Here is a 14,275-nt window from a genome sequence, read left to right on the forward strand (position 1 = left end):
TCACCTTTAACTTTTAATCCTGCACCCGGAAAAAGGCATCGACTTCAAGGCTGCTGAGGTCTACTCCGAGCCACTCACAGGCCCGCTTCATATCATCCTCAGGGATGACCCGCTGCCCGTTACTGAGAACAACAACTTTAATCGTCAGGTCTGGCGCGATGGTCATGAGGTTCTCTGCAACAACCGTCGGTAATTCTTTGCTCATATCAAAATCCTCCCCGTTTCTGGCCTTTGGCTGGCTGCTGCTCATCTTCCGCGTCAACCATCAGGTCATGTGCTTCACGCGCCAGCATGTCGATAGCGTTCAGGTGGGCCCGGAACTGCTCAGGCTTCAGGTCGCGCTTCTTAGCCAGGTCGATAATTGCCAGCTGAATGTTACGGGCCTGACGCATCAGCGGCTGTGTGATTACCAGTTGAGTTACCTGTGTCATGCGGCACTCTCCCTTCCCTCAAGCCAGAAGAAAAACGCCCGGTCTACCACAGCATCCTGATAGCCAAGATGTGATCGGGTCAGGTTGTGCTTGTCACCGTGAACGCTGCGATACAGTCGCTCAAAGCGGATACGGTTCATTTCAGTCATGGCGGCCACCCTTCAGACCAAAGCGGCGGCGAATGTCGGCAAGATGATCCAGTGCCTTTTCGTTACCGGTTGGGATGTGGAGTTGAGGAATCTGTTTGCGCGGTGGAGGGATGACCTCACCAGACTCAATGCGGCGGGACATCTTGCGCAGCTCATCGCCCAGGCGTTTGCGGCATTCTGCATCAGTCAGGTTGAATGAGCGCACCTGGTTGTAGACCGCTGTCACCATGTGAAAACATGCCGGGCTTTCCCACGGGAACTCTTCGCTGCTGTCGTACATGCCACGGTCCCGGCAGTACAGACGGAACATGTCATAAAGCTCTTCATCGGCTGGCAAACCCGCGGCGCGATGTTCGCCCTGCTTGCACCACTCGATAAACTGTCCGGGAGATGGCAGGAACGGCGAACCACTTGCACGCGCCAGCTTCATGCCTGCTGAAAGTTGCTGCTTGTTGTGAATACCGTTCTCAGCGAAGGCGGCGATCCACTGGCGTTTCGCTGCTGCTTCGTCGTTCGGATTGCGCCATGCAGTGCTGACCGATGCCGGAAACACCTGCTTCAGGTTCGAAAACAGAGCATCGACAAGACGCTCAACGTCTTCATGCACTCCACGCTCAACCGGGCGCGGGCCATCTCCTGCAATGCGAGCCAGTGCGCCTGCATCACGGTTCTGAATTGCTGATACGAGATTTCTCATAGGAATTCATTCTCCCAGGCTTCGCGGCTGTTCCAGTGCTGAGCGGGTTGCTGAGGCGCTGACTGCCGGTTACGCCCTGGCTGGCTCATCTGCGCCCGGAGTGTGTCCCATTTGGCGCGGAGTTTTGCAGGGCTGAGGATATTGGTCTGCCAGAAGTGATCGGCGTTGGCCCACTTGAAGGTTTCGCAGATATCGTGATGCGTTGCCTCAAGGGCGCCTCTCATCAGGCGGATGTCGTTAGCCCAGGCGGGCCAGTTTGGTTGTTGTGCTGTCGGGGTGACCATCTGCACTTTACTGAAAATCCACTCGGCAGCCTTCAGGTCGTCAGCTGTTCCCCACTTGTCACCTTTCGGTGAATGGGTAGCTGCTTCAGGCCGAATGACCGGTAGATTCTTCAGGGGTGTGTCGGAGGATTCGCCAGAATCCTCTGACGTATGTTTACTGTCTTTCTTGTCTTTTGTAATAGTGTCTTTTGTGTGTCCCTGTTTTGGTGACAACCCTGTCACCGTTTTGGTGACACTTTTTGTCACTGATTTGGTGACAGTGACACCATCTTGGTGACACTCTGGAATTTCCCACTCTGTGAGATTCTTATTCGGACCGATTAGCATGCCTTCCCGGACCAATACACCCATCTGAATTAACTCATTTTTTGCCTTGTTTACCTTCTGCCTGGGCAGCCGGGTAATCTGGCTAATCTGGCTGTCAGCAATGCGATCCATCTTTTTGTTGAAGCCGTATGTTTTCCGGCAAACAGCATGCGCAACCTTCGCCTGATTCCTGGTCAGGTTGGCCCCTATCAGCTCTTCGTACAGCTCGTTTGCCAGACGCGTGTATCCATCGTCTGTATCTGCCACACGTTGCTCCACGGCCCTGAGAGCGGGCCTGATTGGTGATACATTGTCATGCGCAAGATTCATCGCCGCCCCCGTCAGAAGGAATGCCTGAGCGATAATCAGCGAGAATCCGCTTTATCTCTTCAGTGGTGCCATGAGAAAGGATCAGGCTGTCGAAGCCGCCATCACGGTCAAACTCAGCATCAACCAATAATTCAGCCAGGCGGCGTGCTTTGGCTGCGCTGAACTGAGGAATAGCTGCTGAGCGCGTCAGTTTGGTTTTTCCTGCGGCTTTAGCCTTCTCCATCTGAACCTGCGCCACGGCTTCCGCTTTCGGGCCATGCTCACGCGAGAGTGCGACAGCCGTTGTCGGTGCTACCTCGCCAGCCTTCACCATGGCTATCAGGCCATCGCCACACTCCAGTAGCTGAAGATGCTGATCCACATCTGCCGGAGAGCGCTTAACCTTCTTGGCAATCTCAGCTGGCGTCCATCCCTGATTCAGCAGGCGCTGATATGCCGCCGCGCGCTCCAGAGGAGAAAGCGCTTTACCCTGTGAGCTGGTGACCATGAATGCAATGCGATCAGCTTCAGAACCTGAGAAGTCCTTGCACTCAAGACGCGGTATTTCGTGTCCGGCTTCAGACGCCATTTTTGCGCCGTAATACCGATGGTGGCCGTCGATAATCTTGATGCCCTGCTCTGTCACCTGTACCGCCAGCGGCGGAACAAATTCACCTGCGATGAAAGCATCGCGGAATTCAGCGACGTGCTCCTGGTCGATTTCACGAACGTTGTAGCCCGGCTCGACGTAAAGCTCAGCCAGCGGTACCAGAAATGTTTTCTTAACCGTTGTTTCCGTGCCGTTTTTCTCTTTTGCCTTGTAAAGCGATAATAAAGAACTCATAATTACTCCTGCACGTTGATCCAGTAAGATTCGTGCATCAGGCCTCGAAGCTGTTAGCGCAGCTCGGGGCTTTTTCTTTTGTCAGTAGCTGCTCAATACGCAACAACCTCTGAGCCATTTCCGACTCCGGTGACACCACATCCAGATACGCCAGCGCCAGACTCATCATCTGGAAGAAGCTGTGACGCTGCTTTCCTGATGGGCGCTTCATGCGGCTTACAGCTGCGTCGTCCAGGTCCAGCACCTTCGCCAGTGTTCCCTGTCCACGTTCAGCCAGTTTGTTCAGTAACTGGCTTTCAATCTCTCTCGCCTTTTTGCGATAGCTTGCAATTTCCATCATGTAAAATTCCTTTAGTTGAATAACTTGCGTGACATTGCGGTGAGCAAGTCACTACGTAAGTTCCCTGGTATTCCGAGGGAGGTCAGATTTATAAAGAGCGGTATTGCTTAAGCCGCGGTATCGGCTGACTTCATGTAACGCTGCGGGTAGAGAATCTGCATTTCGGTGATCTTCCCTTTGAAGAACCGGGACAACTTCTCTGCCGTTTCGAGAGATGGAACCTGAATTCCCCTTTCGATTCGGCTGAGGTTTCCAACGTCAAGTTGCGTTGCGATGGCTACCTCAGAAATTGTCAGCTTTTTCTCTACACGCATTTTCCTTAATGGTGTTGGCATAATGCACCTCCTAAATGCGCTATACGCATAATATGCGAATTATAAAATATGCGCAAGGCGCTTTGCGTGACGCGCATAAAAAAGGTTGAATATCCGCCATGAAAATAGGCGACAAAATTAGACAGATTCGCAAAGCGAATAAGATGACCCTGAATGAACTCGCGTTGCGCGTGGATAGCGACGTGGGGAACCTATCTCGCCTTGAGCGTGGGATGCAGGGCTACAGTGATTCACTTATACATAAAATTGCGGAAGCTCTCGCAGTTCCTGTATCTGAGCTATTCTCTTCCAATGAGGCGAATGATACTGTAGATTCATACAGTATTGGTTCCATTATAAAAAAGGGGAGAAAAGATGTGTACAGGATTGATGTTCTTGATGTTTCAGCAAGCGCCGGAGATGGTTCGCCCTCAAAGGATGTCGTTGAAGTCATAAGGTCTATTGAATATGTTCCCGATCAAGCAAGGGTCATATTCGGTAACCGGCCGGAGTCATCTGTGAAGCTCATCAACGTTCGCGGTGACAGTATGGAAGGCACTATAGAGCCAGGCGATCTGATTTTTGTGGATGTCGCCGTAAGCAGCTTTGATGGTGATGGCATCTACGTCTTTGACTACAACGGCGACATGTTCGTTAAGCGCCTGCAGAAAGTCAAAAGCGAGCTAATCGTCATATCTGACAACCCGCGCTATCGTGAGTGGACCATTTCTGAAGAAGAAATGGATATGCTTCATGTAGCTGGCCGGGTAATGCTCAGCCAATCCCAACAGTACCGACGCCACGGATAGCCTCCCCTTTCGCAATCTAGCCCGCCATGTGCGGGCTTTTTTGTGCCTGCTGCACATCCTGCCTAAAAATAAATCTCTTTCTGTTTCATACGCATACGCAAAACAATCCCAAAAACACACAAACACGATTAATTATGCGCTTGACGCATATGCGCATCACGCATAATATCTATCCCATCAGCAGGACGCACTACTCACCAGGACGGTGATGCTCTTTAACAATATGACCCTGTGAATACACAGGAACGAACGTTTAACCGAACAGGCAGTGCCGGAACTGTGCACTGACGCAGTTAGACCGCAATTGACTTAGCAACATAGTAGCCCTGGAGGGCGAGTTAGGCCGGGTGAGCTGGCAATGGAACACGAACCGCATGCAGAACAATGCATGTACCAGAGAAGGCAGTAAACAGGCAGGTGCTTCTCTCGTATGCCCCCGTGCAAATAGACCGGATTTGTTTACACCAAGTCAGAAAATTCAGCAGTAATACCGGCGACTTAGTCGCCAATGAGTGAGGGTGGCAGGATGACATACGCAGAACAACGCCAGAAAGTTATTAACATTCAAAATCAAATCTCTCGGGTTAATCACCAACTCGAAAATCCAGCCATCCGCTATTTGGATAGCCTGGAATTGCAGAGCCAGCGTTTAAGCCTTTTAAAGCAGTGGGACTCTGAAATTAAAAGCATGCGCTCAATGCCTGACTACAGCGGCAATTTCAAACACTAAGTGGCTTCACCCTGCGTCTGTAACAGGGCGCATGAATGAAATCATCGAGGAATACCCATGAACAGAAATCAGCGTCGCATGGCGGCTTATAACGCCAAGAAAGCATCGCAGTCTATCGAGCAGGCACGTTTCGAGCGCCGCATCGTCAGCACCTTATCCAGCTGCAACCAGAGAGTCGAGAAGGCCTGCTCCTCCCCTTCTCTGCGTGACAGGCATAAGAGCACATCAGTGTGTCTGCCTGAGATTGCATTATTCAACGCGGGTTACCGCAAGTCAGAAACAGTTACAGCGAGGTGAGCATGGAGCAGTGGGCAAAGCTATTTGAAGCAAACGGTCGTCAGGTTCTCATCACCAAGGAGTATGACGATGATGATAACCCGAAGCTAAGCATCGCTATCCGCGTTGACGGTGCTGAGGTTTCTCTGGGGCCGGTATTTTCGGGTGAAGACGGCGAAGAGGATCGCGACAAGCTTTTCGATTCTGCTGATCAGGAGATGGCAGATAACTTCACTAAGGGGTTAATTGGGTGCGAGACGGCACTTGATGTAGCCAAGGCCCTGACGGGCAAATAACAGGTCGCTTAGGCGGCCTTTTTCACATCTGGAGGCCCCATGTTAAGCGACAGAGATTATGTATTTGGCTGGTTTGTGTTTGGCGTGCTGATGGTGCTGGGGTTTATAGCAGGAGGTTGAGATGAGTGAAGATTTAACACTTAAGCCAGAAGAGGCAGAAGTACTCGCGCAGTTTATCGAAGATAGTGGCATTGAATACCTGGCCGAAAGTTGTGATGACCGCGGATTAAGCGTGGAAGACTTGATAGAAAAACTGGTCAGAATTTCCCATCAGAGCCAGTAACCACTACAGGAGAGAGAGGATGGAATGGATTAAGTGCAGTGAAAGGAAACCAATTACTTGCAGGCTAGTCCTGCTCTTTGTTGATGGGGATTATGAGTTTGGTCATTGGCGAGAGCATGAGGGTGATTACTACATATATACGAATGGCGAATTCAAAAAGCGTTATGCGTTTTCAGAGGTGACTCACTTCTCCAACCTTAATCATCCAACTGAGTGACACCGTAAAGCCGCCTGCTTAGACGGCTTTGAGGTGCTACGCACCAACGCTGAGATTTCAGCAGGATAGATAACCAGAACGTAACACACCTTATGGGGCCGCAATGGCCCCCTTCTTTTTACACCAACCCTATCGAATCAAGGAACCCACGATGAACTATGCCATCGCGGGCGGCGCCATCGTGGGCGCTGCTCAGTTAAACGAATCACTGCTCGACACCATTACCCGCCGCCTCCGCACTGGCTGGCGCAACCTTATCGACACCCTAAACCAGCCAGGGAGACCTTAATCATGAAATCACGTTACTTCACGAAGGCTCAGGAGCTTTCTAGAGAGGCTCACCTGTTTGGTGATGGCGCCAAGTGGGCGATGGCAATGCGGTTACTGCGGAGAGCGATGCAATGAGACTGAACAGAACGGCCCGAAATGAAGTGCAGGATATTGCTGACAACCTACCAGAGAGCGAGCTGGAGCTTATCGCCGCTGAAGTCGATGCGCGGATGAACCAGCACAAAACGAACCCGCTGATGCCTGCTCTGTGCGCTTTCTTGCTACGTCATTATGACCATCCCGCCATTGAGATGTTCGACAGTGACGATGACATGCACGAAGCCGCTGAGACGCTTCTGCGTGATGCAATGGTCATTGCGGCGCGGCGGGAAGTGGCGATCGAAATCTACCGCAACAAGCATGGAAATCAGGAGGCGGCGTAATGCAGCCTGGCATCTACTACGACATCAGCAACGAGGACTATCACGGTGGCCCGGGCATCAGCAAATCGCAACTGGATGATATTGCGATAAGCCCGGCCATCTACCAGTGGCGGAAGCATGCGCCGGTTGATGAGGAAAAGACGGCTGCGCTGGATTTAGGCACTGCCCTGCACTGCCTGCTGCTTGAGCCTGACGAGTTCAGCAAGCGCTTTGAGATAGGCCCGGAGGTTAACCGCCGGACTACTGCGGGCAAGGAGAAAGAAAAGGAGTTCATGGAACGGTGCGAGGCTGAAGGAGTTACGCCTATCACGCACGACGACAATCGGAAGCTGAGGCTGATGCGTGACAGCGCCATGGCTCATCCGATTGCCCGGTGGATGCTTGAGGCGCAGGGAAATGCAGAAGCGAGCATTTACTGGAATGACCGCGACACCGGCGTTTTATCCCGCTGCCGGCCGGACAAAATTATCACCGATTTTAACTGGTGTGTGGATGTAAAAAGCACGGCCGACATCATCAAGTTCCAGAAAGACTTTTACTCATACCGCTATCACGTTCAGGACGCCTTCTACTCGGACGGCTATGAATCGCACTTCGATGAAACACCTACATTCGCGTTCCTTGCTGTAAGCACGTCAATTGACTGTGGCCGCTATCCGGTACAGGTGTTCATCATGGACCAGCAGGCAAAGGATGCCGGTCGTGCTGAGTACAAACGAAACATCCACACTTTCGCAGAATGCCTGTCACGGAATGAATGGCCGGGCATCGCAACCCTATCACTGCCCTATTGGGCGAAGGAGTTAAGGAATGAGTAACCAGCCACCTATCGCCAGCGCTGACCTGCAGAAGACGCAGCAGAGCAAGCAGGTTGCCAACAAAACGCCTGAGCAGACACTGGTCGGCTTCATGAACCAGCCAGCCATGAAGAGCCAGCTTGCAGCCGCGCTTCCCCGCCACATGACGGCCGACCGAATGATTCGCATCGTCACCACCGAGATTCGCAAGACACCGGCGCTGGCAACTTGCGACCAGAGCAGCTTTATTGGTGCCGTTGTCCAGTGCTCACAGCTTGGTCTTGAACCCGGTAGCGCATTGGGTCATGCCTACCTGCTGCCGTTCGGTAATGGCCGCTCTAAATCAGGCCAGTCGAACGTCCAGCTAATTATCGGCTACCGCGGCATGATTGACCTTGCCCGACGCTCAGGACAAATCGTCAGCCTGTCTGCCCGTGTGGTGCGCGCCGATGATGAGTTCAGCTTCGAGTATGGCCTGGATGAAAACCTGATTCACCGCCCGGGCGATAACGAGGATGCACCAATCACCCACGTTTACGCGGTTGCACGCCTCAAGGATGGCGGCACGCAGTTTGAAGTCATGACCGCTAAGCAGGTCGAGAAGGTCAAGGCGCAGAGCAAGGCGTCATCCAATGGCCCGTGGGTTACCCACTGGGAAGAAATGGCGAAGAAGACAGTTATCCGCCGCCTGTTCAAATACCTTCCGGTCAGCATCGAAATGCAGAAGGCCGTGGTGCTGGATGAGAAAGCCGAAAGCGACGTGGATCAGGATAACGCATCTGTCCTGAGCGCTGAATATAGCGTTCTGGAAGGAGACGGAGGAGAGTAACCATGCGAAAACTCGCTCAGTACCGGCGCAACAATCACCCGAACAGCGGATTCAAAGAGAAAGTCACCTTCCAGCTATCCAAAAGACCAATGACCGGGCGCGAATTATGCGCCCTTTTTCATATGACGCTCGGTGAGTTTAACCACCAGATGCGCGAATGCCTTAAGCCATGCAAATCAATCTCTATCACCTCATCCGACCCGGTGAAGGTTGGCAGAGTGTTTGACCATACCTACACGCTGGAACGCAAACCAAAGCGACTGGTGCCGCTTAACTCGGTGCCAATCATCATCAGCGGAGGCGGATTCGATGCGGAACGCAGGAAGCAGGCAATCAGCGCAGCTAAGCGCCGGGCGCGGGTAATTGCGCTCGGGCTCAATCCGGGCTACCTGGACTAACTATTTTCACCGCGGCATTGAGCCTGACAGCGGCATAAGGGGTAAGAGAATGAACGTAAATGAAGTTGGTGAAAATTTTAACTGCGACTGTGGATTTTCGTGGAGAAGAGGACAGAGTGGCTCCCATAGCTGCGGCGATGGACTAAGAAAGCAGATAGCCGAACTCAAAGCACAGCGTGACGCGCTGGCGGCTGAGAATGCGGCGCAGAAGGAATACCTGAAAGAGTGCTCTGTAGTTCAGGGTGAAGGTAACTGGAATAGCGCTGCCGAAAAATCAGTTTATGTCCCTGCTATAGACTGGATGCCACCAACCCCAGCCACCGCCGCCTACCTCAACTCTGTGCGGGCTGATGCTGTCGCATCGTTCGCGCATCATCAGCGCGTAATTTCCGACTCAGAAACAGACCCAACAATTCAGCGCGGCCATCGCATTACAGCATGCCGGGCCGAGGATTTCGCCGCCCAACTCCGCGCAGGAGAGACATCATGACAAACGAAGAGAAGCAGGCGCTGATTGAACACGCCAAATCATGGATAGCTGATGCTGAAGCGGCGCGCGATGACATACCTTTCGGTTTTGATGAAGACACCGAGATGGAGTTGTCATTAATTAAGATTGCACTGGCCGCCCTGACCACGCAGCCGGTTAAGCTGGAGCCAATCATTCAAATCGGCTACACGCACGATGAAATTACCTGCATGTGCAATATCCGTAATGACGATATTAAGGCCATCCGCGCAGCAGGCTATGAGGTGATCGAATAATGGGAAAGTTAAGTGATAGCAGACGGAAAGAGTTCGAAGAATTTATGGCGGAAAGGTTTGAGCAATCCATAGACCGCCGCCGCTGTAAGAACGGTGATGGAAACGATTACATGTCGTGGGATATGAATGTGGCCCGAGCAGTCTGGCAACACCTGTCACAGCGCGCAGAAGCAGCTGAGGCGAAGCTGGCAGAGCTGCAGAAGCAGCCGCCCGTGGCGTGGACAGACGATCAGGAATTGCGGGACGTTAAGAATCACGGTTGCGGATATCTGTTCACTGTCGACCCGGTAACGCCTAACGCAGACCCCCGGCGGATTATCAATCTATTCACCCGCACCGCGCCCGCTATCAACCTGGCGGAGCTCGCGCCTGATGGCTGGAAGCTGGTGCCGGTTGAGCCGACAACAGAGATGCTGGAGGAGATTTGGCTGGATGAGCGGTTTAAAGAAGTGGCGATGAAGCGTAGATATCAGGCATTGCTAGCCGCAGCACCCTCCCTGCACGAATAAGCGATATACTCCCCACAGGAGGACATCGCCATGTCACACAACTTAGCAGCACGCAGCAGAGAAGAGCGCGACAGGATTAACGTGGATTTAGCCGCGTCAGGAGTCGCATACAAGGAGCGTATGAATATGCCTGTTATCCCGCATGAGGTGGAGATGCAGCAGCCTGAAGCGATGAGGGAGTATTTCAGGGAGAGATTGCAGCATTATAGGAATGCTTCGCTGCAGTTCCCGCGCGGCACTGACCCGATTTATCAGAAAAATGAGAGCTAAGCGTCAAGGCTGATCAAGGATTTCGCAGGAATAGTTGGTGACAATTATTACGGTATCGAAACCAAATTTGAGAGGAGTCCAGGTAGTCATGATGGTTGTCGAATGATTAACTAATGTTGCCCAAATTGCGGTTAATTATTCTCTGGACCTGATCAGGTGAAGCCCATGAAAGACTATTATGCTATCGATGTTTCCGATTTCCTAAACAACAATCTTCCATTTTACATGCAGGTAAAGGCGGAAGCCCTTAAGTTATCAAGGTCAGGGAAGGTTGATGTCGTGGCATACATAGAGCAGCGGCTTCGCGAAGAGCATGACAAACGGGTATCGCAGATGGGGATATCAGATCCATTTGAGTATTACGTGAATCGTCATGAGAAGAATCCCACCGTAGCTCGCCAGGTCATAGAAGAGCACCGACAGCAGCACAGATAAAATTTTACCCATCAATGAACCTCGCCACGGCGGGGTTTTTTATTGCCTATAGGAAACCAAAATGCATATCGAAATCGGTGACAAATACACAATAGAAGGTGGTGCCAGCGACTTCATCCTTTACGTGAAGAACGTCGTTAAGCATGGCAAAACTGCCGGTCAGGAAACGCAGCAGCGCCTCGGCTATTACTCGAAATTAGAGCACCTCATCCGTGCACTGATTAACCACGAAATCCGCACCGGCGAAGCGAAGACCCTGCAGGAAATGCAGGACCAGATTACCTACATCTCTATCTGGTGTGAGAAGGCATTTACGGAGGTGGCAGCATGAACTTTCCAGACCCAGCAGATGAAGCCGCACAACGCGAGCAGCAGAGGATTGAGATTGCCTTGGCTAACCGAAAGCATCCAGAAATGTTGTTTACCGGTGCCTGCTATTACTGCGAAGAGGCAGTGACGGCGGGATGTTTCTGCGATGAGGATTGCCGCAGCGACTACGAGCGCATTGAGCGCGCTAAGCAGCAAAGGAGGGTTGCATGAGCATTGAATGGAATGGAGAAGGCCTGCCGCCTGTGGGGTGCGAGTGTGAAGTTAAGCGCGCGCTGGATTGGATGCCATGCAAAATTGTTTTCATATCCGATTTTCATGTGATTCTCCAAGCAAAAGAAGAAATCTGCTGGCAAACGCATTCGTGTCAATTCCGCCCCATTCGGAACGAAGTTGAGCTCAGATATGAAAGCGCAATCGAAGCGCTATCTCAGGTGGTGGAATATCGTAGCGGGTGCAATCACAAAGCAATGGCCCGCTGGCTCTATGAAGCGATCTCTACTGGCAAAGTCCCCCACATCACCCTCAAGTAACTCCCACCCTATTCACTATCGCGCTCTGCGTGAGGAGTTGTTATGTCTGATGATCCACTTTATGCCTGGCTAAAAAGCGGTGATTACATGCCGCCTGAGTTCCGCGACTTCCATAACCAGAAAGACCTGTTCAAGGCCATGCACAACACAATCCAGAATGCGAACGAGAATGGTAATGCACGTGACGGTCATATCTACGTCGTCGATACCTTTCTCTGGTACATGGCCCGTTGTGGGTACACGTTGCAGAGGTGCAGGAAAAGCCTTCCCTTTAAAGAATTCGATAGAGACCTATCAAAGTACCGATCAGATCTGGCTGCAAGCATGAACTCCATTATGCCGCCATCATGAACACCATCCACGACATCTCCCCCGGCGAGTTCCTCATATGGCTCGCCTTTTTAATTTGCATCGTGCTGGCTCTGCGCTGGCCGTATAAGGAGTAGATATGGAATTACGCGACGATTCCCTTGTTGACATGAAGTTCATGGTAAGCGATTCTGGATTCACCGATCGGTACTTCTACAAGCAAATCCAGAAAGGCAATCTGCCACCGCCGAAAAAATACGGCCGGTCATCTCGCTGGGAATACAAAGATTACAAATGCTGGAAACAGTCCTGCGGTCAGTCGATGAAGTCCGCCGCGTGACTCTTTGTGGGCACATTTGCGGGCATTATAAAAATCACATCCAGATAAATCATTTACTATCATACCCCTGCGCATCGTATTTGGTGTTTGCAGGGGACAATATCTGCCCTCCCTTTTACACCTGCCCGCATTACAACACCTGCTTTTTACCGGCGCGATAAATCCTCACGGGTAATCTGGTCAGAATGCTGTCCATGACGTTTCGTCACGCAACGAGTCTGACCCGGTAATACAATTTCCGGAATGTCATTCGGGCAGGCATTGAGCAGAGTCTGCAGAACATTCATCCGCGCTGACTGCATCGCGGTCGCCATGCTTATAGCGGACTTAATCACAGCGCATTTTCGCGCCTGCGACTACTCTGCTGCATTCTGTTTTATTTCAGCATAGCTGGCTGTTAACTGTTTCAGATGCATCTCCAGCTGTGCGCGGGCTGCGGCAGGCAAAGGCGCACCAGCCGGTTGTTGAGACAGTACGCGCAGTTGTTCTTCAGCGGGTATCGATTTGTGAAATGAGTGCATTGCAGTAAAAACGATGGATTTCAGCTCACTCACCGTGATGTATTTGCCTTTCTGCTGATCCAGCCCGTTCAGCCTGTTGCTCAGATTTTTTAGCGTTGTCATTCCCTGATCCCAGCCATTGCGCTGTTCTGGCGACAACACGGCCGCGTTAAGGTTTTGCTGCCACTGATCTGCCAGGGATTTGCCCTGCTCCGGCCACAGCGCCTGAGCCTGCTCTGTAAGTGTCCGGCTGTAGGCCATACTCCAGTCAGGAGGCAATCTGTCCAGTCGGGCCAGCTGCTGCTCCGTTTGTGTAATGAGAGACTGGGGTAGCGGCGATTGCCGACGTAACCGATCCAGATCTTCCGGCGCAAGCGGTGAAGGTAGCGGTGCCAGCGATGCGGCAAACCGGACCTTCAGGGGTTCGGACCGGTTCAGAGAATGCCATCCCCACCCTGCCGCCATGCATATCATCAGCATGGCGCACATCCCGGCAGCAAAGAATATCCATCTGTTAACCGGGACGGGCGCAGCGGCCAGCACGTCCACTTTCGGCTGCGGTTCCGATTGCGCGACATCTATCCACTTCACTGCCCTGCCCTGAGCATCATCAGACCGGCAACCGGCAGGCTCCTTTGAGGCGGCTGTCGCCTCCTTCATCACGGTGGCAGGCAATACGATATCTGGCTGAGTGTCCGGCGCGGTGCTGGCCGTGCCATCGCTGTTTTCCAGCCGGACAGCACTCATGTGCATCTGAGTACGCAACGTATCGAGCTGGCTCAGATGTTTAAGCTCCAGACGCTGCAGTACCTCTCCCAGTCTGGTAAGCAGTTGCTCCGCTCGATAGAGCTGGCTGAGGTCGCTGTAATTTAACGGGAGCGAACGCATTCGTTGCTGCAAACGCTGACTCAGACTGCTGAGGATTTCCATACGGGCATGGACTGGCTGAGGCCACAGCGCCCCCCACTGATGTCTGAACAGGGCCTCGATTATCGTCAGTCCTTCATTGAGCCCGAATAAGCCAGCCAGTTGCGCACGCGCCAGCGTATACCAGGCTGCCGTTTGCAATTCCACGCCGTTCTGCTCAAACAGTGAAAGGCAGAGCTTTTCAACATACTGCCAGTTCACATCCGGGCGCGCCGGATGTGTCAGCTTACCGAGTTCATCACGCAGGGCGCTGTAATCCGGCAGCGTGCGCGGGTCACCGCCGGTTTTGATTTTTCGCGGGGAAGTGTCATTCATGACCAGTTGTCCATTGGGTATAT

29 protein-coding genes and 1 pseudogene are annotated in these 14,275 nt (G+C 52.4%); 21 read left to right on the forward strand and 9 right to left on the reverse strand.

Features of this window, described 5'->3' with window-relative positions; genetic code table 11:
• Positions 1-13: 13 nt before the first annotated feature.
• The 8 genes from AC6I7A_RS13755 to AC6I7A_RS13790 all read right to left on the reverse strand — a co-directional run bounded on the left by AC6I7A_RS13755 (position 14) and on the right by AC6I7A_RS13790 (position 3,695).
• Complete coding sequence (locus AC6I7A_RS13755) at positions 14-205, reverse strand: hypothetical protein (protein ID WP_058956770.1); 192 nt, start codon at positions 203-205, stop codon at positions 14-16.
• Position 206: 1 nt separating this feature from the next.
• Positions 207-431 carry a hypothetical protein gene (locus AC6I7A_RS13760; protein WP_058956769.1) on the reverse strand — a complete coding sequence of 75 codons (225 nt, stop codon included), beginning with the start codon at positions 429-431 and terminating at the stop codon, positions 207-209.
• The gene (locus AC6I7A_RS13765; protein ID WP_158001807.1) at positions 428-580 is read right to left on the reverse strand and encodes a hypothetical protein; all 153 of its coding nucleotides are present in this window, start codon (positions 578-580) and stop codon (positions 428-430) included. The genes AC6I7A_RS13760 and AC6I7A_RS13765 overlap by 4 nt, the downstream gene beginning before the upstream one ends.
• Positions 573-1,277, reverse strand: a complete 705-nt coding sequence (locus AC6I7A_RS13770; protein WP_058956768.1) for a replication protein P — start codon at positions 1,275-1,277, stop codon at positions 573-575. The genes AC6I7A_RS13765 and AC6I7A_RS13770 overlap by 8 nt, the downstream gene beginning before the upstream one ends.
• Complete coding sequence (locus AC6I7A_RS13775; protein ID WP_230200823.1) at positions 1,274-2,134, reverse strand: replication protein; 861 nt, start codon at positions 2,132-2,134, stop codon at positions 1,274-1,276. Before AC6I7A_RS13775 ends, AC6I7A_RS13770 begins: the two co-directional genes overlap by 4 nt.
• 46 nt (positions 2,135-2,180) lie before the next feature.
• Positions 2,181-3,020: a ParB/RepB/Spo0J family partition protein gene (locus AC6I7A_RS13780; protein WP_058956767.1), complete on the reverse strand. Its 840-nt coding sequence runs from the start codon at positions 3,018-3,020 to the stop codon at positions 2,181-2,183.
• Between the two features lie 37 nt (positions 3,021-3,057).
• Positions 3,058-3,360 carry a CII family transcriptional regulator gene (locus tag AC6I7A_RS13785; protein WP_230200822.1) on the reverse strand — a complete coding sequence of 101 codons (303 nt, stop codon included), beginning with the start codon at positions 3,358-3,360 and terminating at the stop codon, positions 3,058-3,060.
• A 107-nt stretch (positions 3,361-3,467) separates the two neighbouring features.
• The gene (locus tag AC6I7A_RS13790; protein ID WP_058956766.1) at positions 3,468-3,695 is read right to left on the reverse strand and encodes a helix-turn-helix domain-containing protein; all 228 of its coding nucleotides are present in this window, start codon (positions 3,693-3,695) and stop codon (positions 3,468-3,470) included.
• A gap of 98 nt (positions 3,696-3,793) precedes the next feature.
• Here AC6I7A_RS13790 and AC6I7A_RS13795 point away from each other — a divergent pair, with 98 nt between their 5' ends.
• The 21 genes and pseudogenes from AC6I7A_RS13795 (at position 3,794) to AC6I7A_RS13895 (ending at position 12,510) form a co-directional block, all read left to right on the forward strand.
• Positions 3,794-4,483: an XRE family transcriptional regulator gene (locus AC6I7A_RS13795; RefSeq protein WP_058956765.1), complete on the forward strand. Its 690-nt coding sequence runs from the start codon at positions 3,794-3,796 to the stop codon at positions 4,481-4,483.
• 526 nt (positions 4,484-5,009) lie between these two features.
• A complete protein-coding gene (locus AC6I7A_RS13800) occupies positions 5,010-5,213 on the forward strand; it encodes a hypothetical protein (RefSeq protein ID WP_153009175.1) in 204 nt (67 codons plus the stop codon).
• Positions 5,214-5,270: 57 nt separating this feature from the next.
• A complete protein-coding gene (locus AC6I7A_RS13805) occupies positions 5,271-5,510 on the forward strand; it encodes a transcriptional antitermination N peptide (RefSeq protein WP_058956763.1) in 240 nt (79 codons plus the stop codon).
• 2 nt (positions 5,511-5,512) lie between these two features.
• Entirely contained in the window at positions 5,513-5,785 is a 273-nt protein-coding gene (locus AC6I7A_RS13810; protein WP_058956762.1) for a hypothetical protein, read from the forward strand.
• Between the two features lie 121 nt (positions 5,786-5,906).
• Positions 5,907-6,068 (forward strand): hypothetical protein, encoded by a 162-nt coding sequence (locus tag AC6I7A_RS13815; protein WP_195910797.1) that lies wholly within the window; start codon positions 5,907-5,909, stop codon positions 6,066-6,068.
• A gap of 19 nt (positions 6,069-6,087) precedes the next feature.
• Positions 6,088-6,285 carry a DUF551 domain-containing protein gene (locus AC6I7A_RS13820; protein WP_058956761.1) on the forward strand — a complete coding sequence of 66 codons (198 nt, stop codon included), beginning with the start codon at positions 6,088-6,090 and terminating at the stop codon, positions 6,283-6,285.
• A gap of 151 nt (positions 6,286-6,436) precedes the next feature.
• The gene (locus AC6I7A_RS13825; protein WP_072215464.1) at positions 6,437-6,574 is read left to right on the forward strand and encodes a protease FtsH-inhibitory lysogeny factor CIII; all 138 of its coding nucleotides are present in this window, start codon (positions 6,437-6,439) and stop codon (positions 6,572-6,574) included.
• 112 nt (positions 6,575-6,686) lie between these two features.
• Positions 6,687-6,998 (forward strand): hypothetical protein, encoded by a 312-nt coding sequence (locus tag AC6I7A_RS13830; protein ID WP_058956760.1) that lies wholly within the window; start codon positions 6,687-6,689, stop codon positions 6,996-6,998.
• A pseudogene (locus AC6I7A_RS13835) lies at positions 6,998-7,816 on the forward strand (PD-(D/E)XK nuclease-like domain-containing protein); the annotation flags it as partial. The gene AC6I7A_RS13830 and the pseudogene AC6I7A_RS13835, both read left to right, overlap by 1 nt.
• Complete coding sequence (recT, locus tag AC6I7A_RS13840; protein WP_058956758.1) at positions 7,809-8,624, forward strand: recombination protein RecT; 816 nt, start codon at positions 7,809-7,811, stop codon at positions 8,622-8,624. The pseudogene AC6I7A_RS13835 and the gene recT, both read left to right, overlap by 8 nt.
• A 2-nt stretch (positions 8,625-8,626) precedes the next feature.
• Positions 8,627-9,022, forward strand: coding sequence for a hypothetical protein (locus AC6I7A_RS13845; RefSeq protein WP_058956757.1), 396 nt, complete (start codon positions 8,627-8,629; stop codon positions 9,020-9,022).
• A gap of 49 nt (positions 9,023-9,071) precedes the next feature.
• A complete protein-coding gene (locus AC6I7A_RS13850; protein ID WP_058956756.1) occupies positions 9,072-9,512 on the forward strand; it encodes a hypothetical protein in 441 nt (146 codons plus the stop codon).
• Complete coding sequence (locus tag AC6I7A_RS13855) at positions 9,509-9,787, forward strand: hypothetical protein (protein WP_058956755.1); 279 nt, start codon at positions 9,509-9,511, stop codon at positions 9,785-9,787. Before AC6I7A_RS13850 ends, AC6I7A_RS13855 begins: the two co-directional genes overlap by 4 nt.
• Positions 9,787-10,296 carry a hypothetical protein gene (locus tag AC6I7A_RS13860; RefSeq protein WP_058956754.1) on the forward strand — a complete coding sequence of 170 codons (510 nt, stop codon included), beginning with the start codon at positions 9,787-9,789 and terminating at the stop codon, positions 10,294-10,296. The genes AC6I7A_RS13855 and AC6I7A_RS13860 overlap by 1 nt, the downstream gene beginning before the upstream one ends.
• Before the next feature lie 30 nt (positions 10,297-10,326).
• Positions 10,327-10,566, forward strand: coding sequence for a DNA polymerase III subunit theta (locus tag AC6I7A_RS13865; RefSeq protein WP_058956753.1), 240 nt, complete (start codon positions 10,327-10,329; stop codon positions 10,564-10,566).
• A 165-nt stretch (positions 10,567-10,731) separates the two neighbouring features.
• Positions 10,732-11,001 carry a hypothetical protein gene (locus AC6I7A_RS13870; protein ID WP_058956752.1) on the forward strand — a complete coding sequence of 90 codons (270 nt, stop codon included), beginning with the start codon at positions 10,732-10,734 and terminating at the stop codon, positions 10,999-11,001.
• A gap of 61 nt (positions 11,002-11,062) precedes the next feature.
• Positions 11,063-11,332, forward strand: a complete 270-nt coding sequence (locus tag AC6I7A_RS13875; RefSeq protein ID WP_058956751.1) for a DUF5405 family protein — start codon at positions 11,063-11,065, stop codon at positions 11,330-11,332.
• Positions 11,329-11,541, forward strand: a complete 213-nt coding sequence (locus tag AC6I7A_RS13880) for a hypothetical protein (RefSeq protein ID WP_058956750.1) — start codon at positions 11,329-11,331, stop codon at positions 11,539-11,541. Before AC6I7A_RS13875 ends, AC6I7A_RS13880 begins: the two co-directional genes overlap by 4 nt.
• A complete protein-coding gene (locus tag AC6I7A_RS13885; RefSeq protein ID WP_058956749.1) occupies positions 11,538-11,861 on the forward strand; it encodes a hypothetical protein in 324 nt (107 codons plus the stop codon). The genes AC6I7A_RS13880 and AC6I7A_RS13885 overlap by 4 nt, the downstream gene beginning before the upstream one ends.
• Positions 11,862-11,903: 42 nt before the next feature.
• A complete protein-coding gene (locus AC6I7A_RS13890; protein WP_058956748.1) occupies positions 11,904-12,212 on the forward strand; it encodes a hypothetical protein in 309 nt (102 codons plus the stop codon).
• 97 nt (positions 12,213-12,309) lie between these two features.
• Positions 12,310-12,510: a helix-turn-helix transcriptional regulator gene (locus tag AC6I7A_RS13895; protein ID WP_058956747.1), complete on the forward strand. Its 201-nt coding sequence runs from the start codon at positions 12,310-12,312 to the stop codon at positions 12,508-12,510.
• A 356-nt stretch (positions 12,511-12,866) separates the two neighbouring features.
• Here the strand turns inward: AC6I7A_RS13895 and AC6I7A_RS13900 are convergent, their stop codons facing one another.
• Entirely contained in the window at positions 12,867-14,252 is a 1,386-nt protein-coding gene (locus tag AC6I7A_RS13900; RefSeq protein WP_058956746.1) for a VasL domain-containing protein, read from the reverse strand.
• Between the last annotated feature and the right edge of the window lie 23 nt (positions 14,253-14,275).

The organism is Type-F symbiont of Plautia stali, assembly GCF_059731105.1.

What these genes read in the sequence shown, in the direction of transcription:
- AC6I7A_RS13785 (WP_230200822.1), bottom strand. Translation starts at nt 3,360, where the DNA reads ATGATGGAAATTGCAAGCTATCGCAAAAAGGCGAGAGAGATTGAAAGC.
- AC6I7A_RS13780 (WP_058956767.1), bottom strand. Translation starts at nt 3,020, where the DNA reads ATGAGTTCTTTATTATCGCTTTACAAGGCAAAAGAGAAAAACGGCACG.
- AC6I7A_RS13875 (WP_058956751.1), top strand. Translation starts at nt 11,063, where the DNA reads ATGCATATCGAAATCGGTGACAAATACACAATAGAAGGTGGTGCCAGC.
- AC6I7A_RS13755 (WP_058956770.1), bottom strand. Translation starts at nt 205, where the DNA reads ATGAGCAAAGAATTACCGACGGTTGTTGCAGAGAACCTCATGACCATC.
- AC6I7A_RS13770 (WP_058956768.1), bottom strand. Translation starts at nt 1,277, where the DNA reads ATGAGAAATCTCGTATCAGCAATTCAGAACCGTGATGCAGGCGCACTG.
- AC6I7A_RS13825 (WP_072215464.1), top strand. Translation starts at nt 6,437, where the DNA reads ATGAACTATGCCATCGCGGGCGGCGCCATCGTGGGCGCTGCTCAGTTA.
- AC6I7A_RS13800 (WP_153009175.1), top strand. Translation starts at nt 5,010, where the DNA reads ATGACATACGCAGAACAACGCCAGAAAGTTATTAACATTCAAAATCAA.
- AC6I7A_RS13855 (WP_058956755.1), top strand. Translation starts at nt 9,509, where the DNA reads ATGACAAACGAAGAGAAGCAGGCGCTGATTGAACACGCCAAATCATGG.
- AC6I7A_RS13885 (WP_058956749.1), top strand. Translation starts at nt 11,538, where the DNA reads ATGAGCATTGAATGGAATGGAGAAGGCCTGCCGCCTGTGGGGTGCGAG.
- AC6I7A_RS13895 (WP_058956747.1), top strand. Translation starts at nt 12,310, where the DNA reads ATGGAATTACGCGACGATTCCCTTGTTGACATGAAGTTCATGGTAAGC.
- recT (WP_058956758.1), top strand. Translation starts at nt 7,809, where the DNA reads ATGAGTAACCAGCCACCTATCGCCAGCGCTGACCTGCAGAAGACGCAG.
- AC6I7A_RS13860 (WP_058956754.1), top strand. Translation starts at nt 9,787, where the DNA reads ATGGGAAAGTTAAGTGATAGCAGACGGAAAGAGTTCGAAGAATTTATG.
- AC6I7A_RS13805 (WP_058956763.1), top strand. Translation starts at nt 5,271, where the DNA reads ATGAACAGAAATCAGCGTCGCATGGCGGCTTATAACGCCAAGAAAGCA.
- AC6I7A_RS13765 (WP_158001807.1), bottom strand. Translation starts at nt 580, where the DNA reads ATGACTGAAATGAACCGTATCCGCTTTGAGCGACTGTATCGCAGCGTT.
- AC6I7A_RS13790 (WP_058956766.1), bottom strand. Translation starts at nt 3,695, where the DNA reads ATGCCAACACCATTAAGGAAAATGCGTGTAGAGAAAAAGCTGACAATT.
- AC6I7A_RS13890 (WP_058956748.1), top strand. Translation starts at nt 11,904, where the DNA reads ATGTCTGATGATCCACTTTATGCCTGGCTAAAAAGCGGTGATTACATG.
- AC6I7A_RS13870 (WP_058956752.1), top strand. Translation starts at nt 10,732, where the DNA reads ATGAAAGACTATTATGCTATCGATGTTTCCGATTTCCTAAACAACAAT.
- AC6I7A_RS13845 (WP_058956757.1), top strand. Translation starts at nt 8,627, where the DNA reads ATGCGAAAACTCGCTCAGTACCGGCGCAACAATCACCCGAACAGCGGA.
- AC6I7A_RS13815 (WP_195910797.1), top strand. Translation starts at nt 5,907, where the DNA reads ATGAGTGAAGATTTAACACTTAAGCCAGAAGAGGCAGAAGTACTCGCG.
- AC6I7A_RS13900 (WP_058956746.1), bottom strand. Translation starts at nt 14,252, where the DNA reads ATGAATGACACTTCCCCGCGAAAAATCAAAACCGGCGGTGACCCGCGC.
- AC6I7A_RS13850 (WP_058956756.1), top strand. Translation starts at nt 9,072, where the DNA reads ATGAACGTAAATGAAGTTGGTGAAAATTTTAACTGCGACTGTGGATTT.
- AC6I7A_RS13795 (WP_058956765.1), top strand. Translation starts at nt 3,794, where the DNA reads ATGAAAATAGGCGACAAAATTAGACAGATTCGCAAAGCGAATAAGATG.
- AC6I7A_RS13820 (WP_058956761.1), top strand. Translation starts at nt 6,088, where the DNA reads ATGGAATGGATTAAGTGCAGTGAAAGGAAACCAATTACTTGCAGGCTA.
- AC6I7A_RS13810 (WP_058956762.1), top strand. Translation starts at nt 5,513, where the DNA reads ATGGAGCAGTGGGCAAAGCTATTTGAAGCAAACGGTCGTCAGGTTCTC.
- AC6I7A_RS13865 (WP_058956753.1), top strand. Translation starts at nt 10,327, where the DNA reads ATGTCACACAACTTAGCAGCACGCAGCAGAGAAGAGCGCGACAGGATT.
- AC6I7A_RS13760 (WP_058956769.1), bottom strand. Translation starts at nt 431, where the DNA reads ATGACACAGGTAACTCAACTGGTAATCACACAGCCGCTGATGCGTCAG.
- AC6I7A_RS13880 (WP_058956750.1), top strand. Translation starts at nt 11,329, where the DNA reads ATGAACTTTCCAGACCCAGCAGATGAAGCCGCACAACGCGAGCAGCAG.
- AC6I7A_RS13830 (WP_058956760.1), top strand. Translation starts at nt 6,687, where the DNA reads ATGAGACTGAACAGAACGGCCCGAAATGAAGTGCAGGATATTGCTGAC.